The organism is Tildeniella sp. (assembly GCF_059505325.1).
The window spans coordinates 1-12775 of sequence record NZ_JCACKI010000042.1; the positions used below are offsets into that span (position 1 = coordinate 1).

General features: G+C 49.9%; 9 protein-coding genes. 4 read left to right on the forward strand and 5 right to left on the reverse strand.

Annotated elements, in window-relative coordinates; genetic code table 11:
• The first annotated feature begins 98 nt into the window (after positions 1-98).
• Positions 99-1061 carry an aldo/keto reductase gene (locus AC5JO6_RS15290; protein WP_496081930.1) on the forward strand — a complete coding sequence of 321 codons (963 nt, stop codon included), beginning with the start codon at positions 99-101 and terminating at the stop codon, positions 1059-1061.
• 77 nt (positions 1062-1138) lie between these two features.
• On the opposite strand, the gene AC5JO6_RS15295 is transcribed toward AC5JO6_RS15290, so the two are convergent.
• Entirely contained in the window at positions 1139-3574 is a 2436-nt protein-coding gene (locus AC5JO6_RS15295; RefSeq protein ID WP_496081931.1) for a phosphoketolase family protein, read from the reverse strand.
• A gap of 944 nt (positions 3575-4518) precedes the next feature.
• A complete protein-coding gene (locus AC5JO6_RS15300; protein WP_496081932.1) occupies positions 4519-5589 on the reverse strand; it encodes a DMT family transporter in 1071 nt (356 codons plus the stop codon).
• Positions 5590-5839: 250 nt separating this feature from the next.
• Between AC5JO6_RS15300 and AC5JO6_RS15305 the strand changes: the two genes are divergently transcribed.
• Together AC5JO6_RS15305 and AC5JO6_RS15310 are read left to right on the forward strand one after the other, a co-directional pair.
• A complete protein-coding gene (locus AC5JO6_RS15305; RefSeq protein ID WP_496081933.1) occupies positions 5840-7279 on the forward strand; it encodes a sensor histidine kinase in 1440 nt (479 codons plus the stop codon).
• A gap of 309 nt (positions 7280-7588) precedes the next feature.
• Positions 7589-8686 carry a DJ-1/PfpI/YhbO family deglycase/protease gene (locus AC5JO6_RS15310; RefSeq protein WP_496081934.1) on the forward strand — a complete coding sequence of 366 codons (1098 nt, stop codon included), beginning with the start codon at positions 7589-7591 and terminating at the stop codon, positions 8684-8686.
• 168 nt (positions 8687-8854) lie between these two features.
• Here the strand turns inward: AC5JO6_RS15310 and AC5JO6_RS15315 are convergent, their stop codons facing one another.
• Complete coding sequence (locus AC5JO6_RS15315; protein ID WP_496081935.1) at positions 8855-9733, reverse strand: alpha/beta fold hydrolase; 879 nt, start codon at positions 9731-9733, stop codon at positions 8855-8857.
• Between the two features lie 126 nt (positions 9734-9859).
• Between AC5JO6_RS15315 and AC5JO6_RS15320 the strand changes: the two genes are divergently transcribed.
• Positions 9860-10420 (forward strand): TetR/AcrR family transcriptional regulator, encoded by a 561-nt coding sequence (locus AC5JO6_RS15320; RefSeq protein ID WP_496081936.1) that lies wholly within the window; start codon positions 9860-9862, stop codon positions 10418-10420.
• Between the two features lie 66 nt (positions 10421-10486).
• Here AC5JO6_RS15320 and AC5JO6_RS15325 read toward each other — a convergent pair whose 3' ends face one another.
• Both AC5JO6_RS15325 and AC5JO6_RS15330 read right to left on the reverse strand, forming a co-directional pair.
• The gene (locus AC5JO6_RS15325) at positions 10487-11200 is read right to left on the reverse strand and encodes an endonuclease III domain-containing protein (protein WP_496081937.1); all 714 of its coding nucleotides are present in this window, start codon (positions 11198-11200) and stop codon (positions 10487-10489) included.
• Positions 11201-11213: 13 nt separating this feature from the next.
• Positions 11214-12659 (reverse strand): hypothetical protein, encoded by a 1446-nt coding sequence (locus AC5JO6_RS15330; RefSeq protein WP_496081938.1) that lies wholly within the window; start codon positions 12657-12659, stop codon positions 11214-11216.
• Positions 12660-12775 lie beyond the last annotated feature (116 nt).

Genomic DNA, 12775 nt, shown 5'->3' on the forward strand with positions numbered 1-12775 from the left:
TAGCTGATAGCTGATAGCTGATAGCTGATAGCTGATAGCTGATAGCTGATAGCTGCTTAAGCGTTAAACCTCAAAGAATGAATGGGCGATTAAGCACTATGGAAAAGCGAGAACTCGGTACATCCGGCATTCACATCACACCTGTTATTACAGGCACCTGGCAGGCAGGGAAAAGCCAATGGGTTGGCGTTGAAGATGCTGAAACCATCAAAGCCATTCGAGCCGCGTTTGATGCCGGGATCACGACGGTTGATACGGCTGAAATTTACGGTAGCGGGCATTCTGAACGGGTGGTTGCTGAAGCGTTGTCTGATGTGCGCGATCGCGTTGTCTATGCGACAAAAGTTTTTTCTAACCATCTGAAATACGATCAGGTCATTGCTGCGTGTGAAGCCTCCCTGCAAAATCTGAAGACCGATCGCATCGATCTTTACCAAATCCATTGGCCCTCCGGCTCTTTCAAAAGTGAGGTGGTGTCGATCGAAGAAACCATGCGAGCACTCAACGATCTCAAACAACAGGGCAAAATTCGGGCGATCGGTGTCTCCAACTTTTCTCAAGCACAGCTCGAAGAAGCCGCTCAGTATGGACGTATTGATAGCCTGCAACCGCCCTACTCGTTGTTCTGGCGCTACGTCGAAAAGGATGCCGTGCCGTATTGTGTAGAACAGAAGATTTCCATCATTGCTTACTCGCCCTTGGCACAAGGACTGTTGACTGGCAAATTTGGAGCCGATCACACCTTTCCGCCAGAAGATAACCGCGCGAAGAACAAGCTGTTTCAAGGCGAAACCTATCAACGTGCTCAGATGGCTTTAGAGAAATTGCGCCCGATCGCCGATCGCTACCAAACCAGCCTCGGCAACCTCGCACTGGCATGGCTGATCGCACAACCGCAAGCAAACGCGATCGTGGGAGTTCGTAATGCCGAGCAAGCCGTTGAGAATGCTAAAGCAGGCGAGATCAAGCTCAGCGATGCAGACCTGGCAGAAATTGACCAGATTGGACGCATTGTGACTGATCAACTCGATGACAATGCATTGATGTGGAATTGGAGCTAAATCGCTAATGCAGGTCTACTATGCGTGTGTTGACTAAAGCCCTCCAACTTCTTGAAGAAATCGGAGGGCTGAATTGCTTAATACGGCCACCTCCAACCCACCGTATCAGGTCGATCTTCGCCGTGTTCATAGGCATAGTTGCGGCAGCTGATCTGTTCGTTCTTGAACTTCTCCTTCGCATGAGCACCCGCTACCTTGAGTTTGGGTACGCGATCGATCACATCCATTGCAATGCTAAAGCGATCGATCTGATTAATAATCGCTAATTCCAACGGTGTGTTGATGCTGCCTTTCTCTTTGTAGCCGCGCACGTGCAGATTGTCATGATTGGTGCGTCGGTAGGTCAGACGATGGATGAGCCAGGGATACGCATGGAAGTTGAAAATGATCGGCTTGTCAATGGTGAATAAAGAGTCAAAGTCGCGATCGCTTAACCCGTGTGGATGTTCTGTATCGGGCTGTAGCTTCAATAGATCCACCACATTGATAAACCGAATCTTGAGATCGGGGAACTCCTCTCGCAAAAACACACTTGCAGCCAGTGCCTCTAGCGTTGGAATATCGCCCGCAGTTGCCAGAACGACATCCGGTTCTTCTCCCTGATCGTTGCTTGCCCAACCCCAAATGCCAATGCCTTTGGTGCAGTGCTCGATCGCCGCATCCATACTCAGAAACTGCAAGTGAAGCTGCTTGTCCGACACGATGATATTGACGTAGTTCGTACTCTTTAGGCAATGATCGGCAACCGACAACAGCGAGTTCACATCGGGTGGTAAATAGATTCGCACCACATCAGGGCTTTTGTTTAGCGCCAGATCCAAGAAGCCAGGATCTTGATGGGTAAAGCCGTTGTGGTCTTGCCGCCACACGGTTGAAGTGATCAACCAGTTGAGTGAAGCAATATCCGATCGCCAGGCGATGTGATTGCAAATCTCCAGCCATTTAGCGTGCTGGTTGAACATGGAATCAATCACATGCACAAAGGATTCATAGGTTGAAAAGAATCCATGCCGTCCAGTGAGCAGATACCCTTCCAGCCAGCCTTCTAGCGTGTGTTCACTCAGCATTTCCATCACCCGACCATCGGGCGATAGTTCACCACCATCCGCATCTTCGGGTAAATACTCCGCAATCCAGAACTTCTTGCTGACTTCGTAAATGGCTTGCAGTTTGTTAGATGTATTTTCGTCAGGACCAAAGACGCGGAAGTTAGTCGGATTTAGTCGCATCACATCTCGCAGAAAGACACCTAGAGGCTTGGTGTTTTCCACTTCAATCTGTGCAGGCTTGGGAAGTTCCATGCCGTATTGACGAAAATCGGGCATCCGTAAATCCTTCCGCAGCACTCCACCATTCACGTGAGGATTGGCACTCATGCGTCGATCGCCCTCCGGTGCCAGTGCTTTAAGCTCCGGTACCAACTTGCCACTCTTATCAAACACTGTTTCAGGCTTATAGCTCCGTAGCCATGCTTCCAAAAGCTTCAGGTGCTCTGGATGCTTGTGCATTCCTGACAGCGGTACCTGATGCGATCGCCAGAATCCCTCTACCTTATGCCCATCGACATCACCGGGACCCGTCCAACCTTTGGGCGTTCGCAGCACAATCATGGGGTAGCGCGGCAGTTTCGCCTCTCCACTGCTCCGCGCCTGTTCCCGAAGGGCTAGAATATCCTCCACACAGCGATCGAGCGTTGCTGCCATCGCTTGATGCATACTCTCTGGATCAGACCCTTCCACAAAATAGGGCTGATAGCCATAGCCCAAAAACAAATGCTCCAGATCCGCGTGGCTGATACGAGACAAAATGGTTGGGTTATTAATCTTATAGCCGTTTAAGTGCAGGATTGGCAGCACAGCACCGTCTCGCAGCGGGTTCAGAAACTTGTTGGAATGCCATGCCGTTGCCAGGGGTCCCGTTTCGGATTCTCCATCACCCACCACGACAGCGCTAATCAAATCGGGATTGTCAAAAACCGACCCATAGCCGTGAGAAAGGCTGTAACCCAGTTCTCCTCCCTCGTGAATTGATCCCGGTGTCTCAGGAGTGCAGTGGCTACCAATCCCACCAGGAAACGAAAACTGCCGGAAGAACTTTAACAACCCTTCAGCATCTTCGCTTTTATCGGGGTAAACCTCAGAGTAGGTGCCTTCCAAATACACCGGACCTAGCACACCTGGAGCACCGTGACCGGGACCCGACAAATAAATCATATCGAGATCATATTTCTTGATCACCCGATTTAGATGTACCCAGATGAACGCCTGACCAGGGCTTGATCCCCAGTGACCTAGCAGGCGACTTTTTACATGCTCTGCGGTTAACGGTTCAGTCAACAGCGGGTTGTGACGCAGATAAATCATCCCGACTGCCAGATAACAGGCAGCTTGCCAGTAAGCATGAGTTTTACGAAGTTCTTCAGCATTGAGCGGTGCGCCCTCAACGGTCGATCGCGCTTGCCCAAAAGCACTGATTGAGGTGTCAATCGCTTGCCTAGAAGGTGTTGCTACCATAATTTGCACTCGCGTAAGGTTGACTAAAATGGTCTCAGTTAGATTTAAATGCTTTCAGTAAAAAAGAATGCAGTCACGCCTGTTTCTTTGGCTTCAAACGTTCAACGAAATCACCGTGTGACGAAAGAAAGGCTGTAGCGCTGCTAATCGAACTAGCTTTGGCTGACCCCACTCATAGCTTTTGTGTCGCTCTACCAACAGTCAGTCTTCGTGAATTATAGAAGATTGATTTCAAACCTTAAAGCTCTACTGTTGTACGAAACACTAACAGTCTTGTTCCTACTCAATAACCGATTTGGTACGGCAACAGGTGAGGTAGCAATCGCCACAAACTGTTAGCGTAAAACTAGGTATCTCCTCTACACCACGGCTCGTTTGGAAACAAATGAGGCTCCCTCTATGTGAGAAAGTGTAAGTGAAAAAACTCTAGAAGGGTCAAGTATAAAAATAAAAATGAGCTTAAGGAACACAAAGGAATGTTAAAAGGAGAATAAGGCTTTGGTAAGCGATGAGTACAGCGTATATGTGAAAGCTATCTTAGAAAAACTTTTGGAAAGTTTTATATTTTTATCAGCTTGGTACATACGAGTTTGACTACTTAGACATCCCTCCAAGTAGGTATCATTGAATTGAAGGATGTCTGCCATATAGCAGGCAACCAGAAGTCTTGCTTTTAAGACAGTCTTTCAACTAATACCAAATCAAATTGCAAAGGCTACAAATCCTTTGCCCTCATCCCCAGCCCTTCTCCCGAAGGAGAAGGGAGCTAAAATCCAGTCCCCTCGCCCGTTGGGAGAGGGTAAGGGTGAGGGCAGCTAGGCTGCTTGATCTGTAGCGCCTGTTTTTGGATTTGGTATAACTCGAATTTAAGCTCTAAAAGCTGACAGCAATGCTCTTAGCGATCGCAGTTATTCTGTATAAAAACATTCGACTTCTAGCATTACTTAAATGCCTTTGAAGCCCGTGTTCGCTTCGATCGCCTGCTCTGCGGGCACAGACTCTGCATTGGTTAGAGCAGATTTGTATGTTCGGCGCTGTAGACCGATTTGGCTGAGCACTAGTCCTAGCAAAATGACGCTGCCACCCATATATTGAGCGAGTGTCGGCACCTCACCCAAAATGAAATACGCTGCCACAATGCCGACGATCGGCGCGAAGGAACCCACGATCGACGCAGTAGAAATAGACGATGCACGTAAGCCAGTCAGCCAAAAGGATTGCCCGACCACGACAATAATCACGCCATACACCAGCATCCATTGCCACAGAAAGGGAGACAGCACACCCATAAAATGATTGCGACCATACAGCACTAGCGCCAAGACGAAGAAGATCAGGGTTCCTAGTCCCGTCCGTACAATGCTGTAGAGTCCTAAAGGGACTTGAGACAACCGTTTTTTGCCAAGAATGGTAGAAACTGCCAGCGCGATCGCGCTCAAGGCTGCCAGCAGTTCACCCACACCGATATGGAAGCCCCCCATCTGCATCATGGCTTCTCTAGCGGGTTGCAGGAAAATGGTTAAGCCAACTCCAACAAAGGCAGCGATCGCGCCTAAAACTTCCCACCGATTGACGCGATCGCCCAAGAGCCAGATCGAAAGCGCCAGCGTCAGCGGCGGTTCCAGACGAGTGACCAGCACCACATTCGTCACCTGGGTCAATGCCAATGCCTGAAAGACTAAACCGGGAGCCAGCGCTCCTGATAAGATAGCGACGATGATTAAACTACGCCATTCCTGCCCGGAACGTTGCCTCAACGCCGTCAAATACCACTGTTGTCTATGAATGATGACTAAAACCATCAGGGCACAAAGATTGCCCACAAACAAAACGTTGCAAAGAGAAATGGGATTCTGCCCACCGATAAAGTTTTGAGCGCCGATTTCGGTGATCTTGCGGGTCACTGCACTAGATGCCCCAAAGATCACGACTGCGAACCAGAGGTATGTCTGTCCAGGTATCCGGTACATCAATCGACTGAGTGCTGTTGCCTGCTGTGAAGAAGAGTGCCTCATGAGTGCCTTTCAACTAGATGACCTGAGCGCTTATAACCCATAGGTTACTAGGCAAACCCCTTCTCAACATGAGAGTATTTCTCAGCAAAAACTTATCTAGATATGAAGACACCATCATTTTACAAAAAAGACTTCAGCTAGAGTATGAATAGTTTTCTTATTGAGTGCGTTAGATTACATGAGCGATCGTCCAACGCCAAGGCACAGGCGCTTTACAACCAAATGACCGCATGAACGGGACAGCGTGTCCATGCAACTAATGCACAAATTCTGGGGGACAATTCGTCACGTCAAGCAAAGGCAACTGGATCCTGCTTCTCTCCAGTTTCGTTTGACGGCAGAAATCGCTGCACTCTCGATGTTGTGTCTTGCGTGCGTTGCTACTTGGACAAGCTGGAAAATGCAGCAGCTTTTGATTACGACTCACACTCAGAGCGTTGAATATATTGCGAGTCGTTTTCCACGCGAGGTAGAACTTTACAGCGAAATGCTGCCAGTCGAAATCGGTCTCCAAAAGACCATTAATAATGTGTCTGTGCCAGGGTTAGCTATCTGGATTAAAAGTGTCGATGGCAAGCAGATACTTGCTCAGTCAACGGGGGCAACCTCGTCGTTTGCCGCTACAGACGAGTTGATGTCATTGGCAGAGATGCCGCTTAAGCCTCAAGTTTATCAAGTTGGGAGTCGCTATCTGATTTTGTCTGAAGGTCCCGTTACAGCGAAGGGAAAGCTGCTGGGCAAGGTTTACATGGCGCAGGATGTGACGGAGGATCAGCGGCAGTTAACTGCTGCGATTCAGGGCTTGGCGATCGTGTGCCTTCTGGCAACGATTCTGACGACTGTCGCGATCGCCCTACGCATTCGGCGATCGTTGCAACCCTTACAAGACATGAGCCAGATGGCAGGCGCAATTTCCGCCAATGATTTGAGCAAAGCCAAGCTGCAACTGAGCCATGCGCCCACCGAAGTGAAAGCATTGGCGCTTACCTTCAACATGATGCTGTCGCGGCTTTCGGATGCCTGGGAGCAGCAGCGCCAGTTTGTTGGCAATGTTTCCCATGAATTACGCACCCCCTTAACGGTTGTGTTGGGCTACTTGCAAAGTTTGCTGCGGCGCAGTACCAACTTAACCGACTATCAAAAAGAGGCGCTAGAAACGGCGGCGGCGGAAGCCGATCGCACAGTGCGCCTACTTGAGGATCTACTCGATCTAGCGCGAGCTGATAGTGGCTACACGCATTATCAGTTGGAGCCGCTCGTGCTGAATGACCTGATTTTTGAAGTGGCAGGGATGGCAGAAAAATTTAGTCATCGATCGCTCCGAGTTGAGGCAACGAAACCGATTGCTGCGATCGTAGACCGCGATCGCCTCAAACAAGTGTTGATCAACCTGATTGATAATGCTGTGAAATATTCGGAGTCTAACCAACCGATTGATTTGATTCTGGAGGGAACAGAACAGCAGGCAATGATTCAGGTGCGCGATCGCGGCGTGGGCATTCCGCTTCAGGATCAGAGCCGCATTTTTGAACGCTTCTACCGAGTTGATGAGGCTCGCGCTCGTTCGACTGGCGGACACGGTTTAGGGCTAGCCATCGTCAAAACGTTAGTAGAAGGGATGGGCGGCACAATCTCGGTACGATCGAAACTGGGCGAAGGGAGTGTGTTTGCGATCGTGTTTTCACTTTAGAGAGTGTTCATCAGTAAGCTCATAGCTAGCGCGCGCGGTCAGCCATCCGCCTCCGATTGTCAAAAAAGACAAAGCTACGATCGCCCTGAGTCTCGTTGGACTATATGGACTATCTGAGGGGTGATGCCCCTGTTTCCTCAATGCATTAACTTTGGTTTGATATACGAGCAGTCGTGTTTTCTAACTGAAAACGAAAAGCCGCCCGTGCCAATACGTGCGTAGTGGCGGCTCTTTTGTGATACCTTCTTCTGACTTCTCGTGTGTTCTGTTTGACTTATTTTGCCCAACATTCATCACTTCCAGAACATCATGCTGAATGGTCACGCGATCGCAAAACGAGTTGCTCTTTTAATTGAGCAACAGGTCGAAGATAGTGAATTTCAAATTCCTTACAATGCTTTGAAGAAAGCCGGAGCGACTGTAATTGTGCTTGGCTCTCGTATGAACGAAGAGTATAAAGGTAAACAGGGCAGCCTTTCCATCAAGGCAGATGCGACCCCCACAGAAGTACTCGCAAAGGATTTCGATGCAGTCATTATTCCCGGTGGCATGGCACCCGATGCCATGCGTACAAATCGCAATATGGTACGGTTTGTTGGTGAGGCGATCGCGCAAGAAAAATGGGTTGCAGCAATCTGTCATGGTCCACAACTGCTGATTGAGGGCGACTGGGTGCGAGGCAAACGTGTGACGGGCTTCAAAGCCATCCGTAAAGACCTTCAAAATGCAGGGGCTAGGGTGGTTGATGAACCGTTGGTTGTAGACGGTAACCTGATCACCTCACGTCGTCCAGGCGATTTACCACTTTTCACGACAGCCATTTTGAACCGTTTGGGGTTAGAAGTGCCCGACACAACACTACCCAGTGAAACCGATCGGGATGCTAGTTGGTGGAAGCTAGGTGCAGAATGGGGCGGTTCCAGTAAACGTGAAATTGTGCAAGGACTCAACACAGCGATCGCGGGTGAACGATATGGACTGGAAGCGTTTGAGCACTACGCCGAAAATGCTGCTGATGAAGAAATGAGCCGCGTTTTTCTGGCAATCTGCACGACTAGACAGCGCCACCTTGCCTTGCTAGACGATCGCTTAGGCGTTCTGGATGAGAAGCAATCGCTTCAGGCTGCTGCCAGCAGTACTTACGCCCATCTCAAAACATGGCTACAGTTTAGTCGAGGTGATGCAAGCATTTTGCGTCGTGCCCTGGGCGACCTCCAAACAGGCGTGATCGATATCTACAAACTGCGCAATAAGCTGACCGATCCCGCTACGGTTGCTATCTTTGACGAAATGGAGGTTGCCCTTGCGGCTGAAGAGCAACACGTGGCTGACCTCTATCACACGCGTCTGGTGGCAGAAACGATCGAGCCTCCCTTACCGACCAGCCGACCAGCCATGATCGGGTGAAGCACGAGTCCTATTTGAATGATGAGAATCACACTGGTCTGAGCGATCAGCAGTCAACAGTCAGCCAAAAAGCCGATCGCTGACCGCTGACCGCTCAATGATTCAGTCTTGCTCACAAATGCTTTAGGACTGCTATGTAGCTATCGCCATAAAAGTTAGGACATTGGGTTAGGAGGGGGTGTGGCTATACGTAATGTGAGCGGGAAGAAAGCGGTGAATGTGCCCGGCGATCGCCTCACACTCTTCTTCCAAAGCAAAGTGCCCTGTGTCAAGTAAGTGACATTCAACGGTGTTCAGATCTTGCTTGTAGGGATACGCCCCTTCGGCTGGGAAAATGAAATCATTCTTGCCCCAGACAATTAGCGTTGGCGGTTGATAGGTGCGGAAATAGTCCTGCCATTGCGGATAGAGCGGTGGATTGGAACGGTAGCTGTAAAACAAAGCCAGTTGAATGTCGTTATTACCCGGTCGATCGAGCAGAGGTTGATCGATATTCCAGTTATCAGGGCTGATGGCTTCAGGATTGCGAACGCCATGCGTATACTGCCATTTGGTGGCATCAAGCGTGAAGAATTGCCTTAACTTGTCAGCATTCTCGGATGAGCGATCGCTCCAATAGGCTTTAAGGGGTTCCCAGAAGTCACGTAGTCCTTCCTCATAGGCGTTACCGTTTTGGACAATTAACGCTTCAATGCGGTCTGGATGCTTTTTGGCAAGTCGAAAGCCGATCGGCGCACCGTAATCCATCACGTAAAGGCTGTATTTTTTCAATGCGAGTGCTTCTGTGAACCTTTCCATCACGTCTGCTAGATGATCAAACGTGTAATCGAATTCATCAACCGTCGGCATCGAGCTATTGCCAAAGCCAGGATAATCAGGGGCGATAAGATGGAAGCGATCGGCAAGCTGTGAAATTAGATTGCGAAACATATGAGATGACGTTGGAAAGCCGTGCAGCAGCAGTATGGTGGGATTCGCTTTGTCACCTGCTTCACGGTAGAAAAGATTGAGACCGTCGATAGTGATGGTATGGAAGGTTGTGCTCATGGGTTAGCTCCTTGGTGGATCGGTAGATAAATCACAATTTTTTACCAAACGTTCGGTATAAAGCTAACTTAACCGAACGTTTGGTATACTGTCAAGTGGGAGCACAAAATTTCTTTGAGGTGTTGAATGTCTAAAGCGACGGTCATTCCCCAGTTGATGGCTGTATTTCAGCAATATGGCTATGAGGGAGCCAGCATTACCCGGTTTTCGGAAGCAACGGGCTTGAAGCGAGCGAGCCTTTATCACTATTTCCCGAATGGCAAAGAAGAAATGGCAGCCGTAGTGCTGGATTACATCACACAGGCTTTGAAAGAGCAGTTACTGGCACCGTTGCACAGCGATCGTCCACCGATTGATCGCATCCGGGCGATGAACCAGAAGGTCGATGCGTTCTATCAGCACGGGCAGCAAGATTGTCTGCTGGCACTCCTGAGCATTGGGGAGGCGCACCAATTATTTCAAGCGCAGGTGCAACAAGCTTTGCATCTCTGGATTGATAGCTTGGCAGCGGTGTTAGTTGAGGCGGGACTTTCATCCATCACTGCTCGTCATCGTGCTGAAGACGCGATCGTGCAGATTCAAGGTGCGCTAGTGCTCACGCGAGGTTTGAATGATACAGCAACGTTTGAGCGTCTTTTGCATCAAATGCCAGAAACTCTGCTGCGCCCCGATGACACTCTCGAATGAATCACCAGGCTGAATATGGTTGAAGTCTTATCGTGTGATCTTTGTAATCAGTATTGATACAATCCGCTACACCTCGCCGTGATGTAATCGAGCCTGTCCAAACGAGCAAAGAGTAAGAACGGTGCATCGATCGCACGCTGGGTTTTGATAGTAGCAACAGCGCTGACCGTGCAGCATCATCACCTCGTGATTGTCATAGACTTCTTGGGCTGTCCACTCTGGCGGTAACTGCGCTTCTAGCAACGCATGAGAGGGACCAACCGCTATGGTGGGTGGAATCAAACCCAGACGGATGGCAACGCGATGATGGTGGCTATCCACAGGTAAGGCACGTCGCCGCAGTTGGCTAAAGGAGAGTACAGCCGCGCTGGTTTTGGGTCCGACTCCGGGCAATGCTTCTAACCAGGCTCTTGCTTCGGGCACAGGTAGGTCAGCTAAAAAATCGAGAGACAGCTTGCCACAGCGATCGCCAATTAGCCTCAACACCTGCTGAAGGCGGGGTGCTTTTTGTTCTGCCCAGGTACAGGCTGCGATCGCTTGCTCTACTTCCTCTACAGGCGCATCACGCACTGCTTCCCAGTCAGCAAAACGGCTGCGAAGTGCTTTGAAAGCACGTCCTGAATCCGCATTGCGAGTGCGGTGAGACAGGAGCGATGCAACCAGTTCACTCAGAGGATCAAGATTGTGGAAGTAGGCGATCGGGCATCCGTACTCTACACATAGTCGTTGATGGATCAGCACTGCCCGTTGCTGGAGCAATGGAATGTGGGTAGATGACATAGAAAGCAGATTGTTAGGCGGGTACGAGTTTGATGATGATCACGCGATCGGGCACGTTCAATGCAAGCTGGTTGTTGGTCAGGCGAGTGGGTGTCGTCGTCAAACGACCGTCTTCACCCAGTGCGTAGATGGCAACCGTGCGAATTGGCTGACCCAATTTGAGCGTCACGGGCATCGCGGGTGGCTGGATTTCACGGGGTGGTTGAACGCTGGTATCGTTGTTGGACACTTCGTGCCAGAGCGCCAGATAAAAGGTGCGATCGCGCTTCTGCAAAAGGACATGATGCACATATTGAGTGCGATCGTAATTTGCCACACGTCCGGAGATGGGTTCGCGGTAGTTTTGCACAGGGCGCACGTCCAGCGAGTAAGCAAGACCACCGGGCGTAAAGCTGGCTTCAGGATCACGCAGTACACTAATCAGATTCTTTACAGCCGTGTAAGCAGGCTTGGGTGTGAGATCATGGCGCAATAGCCCAAAGTTTGCCTCACGTTTCGCTTTACCGGGATCAACAAACTCATCCACAAACTCGTAAGAGCAGGTGCGCTGAACGTTTTTGCGGAAAAATTCTAAAAACAGACGCGGCATGTATTTAGCATGTACTTTCTCGGAAACCCATTGGTTAAACGTTGAGTAGCCCGTTTCAGTAGATGCCATTGGCTTGGGTTGAAACGGCGGGCTGTAGGTGTTGAAGTTATAGGGAAATTCGTCAATGCTGACGGAAGGAAAGTTGCTGTTCCAGTAGTATTTCGGTGTGGTGTTGTAGTCAAAGGGAAAGCTAAATGGGTTACCGCCGGGATAGGGATGAAAGTTACCCCAGTCAACGGCATTGGCAAGACTTCCTTTCGGTAGTGGATTAGGATTGCCACTGCCACCATCGTAGGTCACACCCAATGACGGTCCGATGACTTTTAGCGCGGCAGTGGCAGGATCACGTTTGATGGCGGTGTACAAATCTTTCTGAAATGCAATCACCCCGTTGGGAAAGCCTTGTCCCTTGTATTTTTTGTCGAAGCGGGAGGCAATCCAGAATAAATCTGGCTCATTGGGTCCTTCGATCGCATCGATTTTTGCTCCAGCAGCGTTGGCGGTTTTAACCTGGTTGACGATCGCCCGAATGGTTTGCTCGTTACCATTTGAGCGATCGGGCACATCCGCCACGATTGTCATACGAATGCCACTTTTGCCCAGATCTTGCGGACGGTTCTGGTAAAAACCATCTCGCACGGTACGAATACCAGAGGCAACCAGTTTTTGTTTCACTTCCGCATAGCGCTGACCATAAGGCGTATCAGGGTAGCTCCAATGGGTACCCACACAGATGCTGTCAACAAAGCGATCGGCGCTACGAGCGGTCTCAACTGCTAGTCCCGGACTCACTACATTCGTGAAGACTACAGCACTAAGCGTAGCCAACAGCAGCACAACTGACAGCCATAAGCGGCGGGGCAGCAACATGATTGATTCCTCGATCGGTTGTTTTCGTCGTCGAACTGCTTGAAATGGTCTTTCGTCAGGTGTTGTTTTTGTCCGCAGGAGCATAACGTGTAACGTCTCGACAAAACAGCCAACCT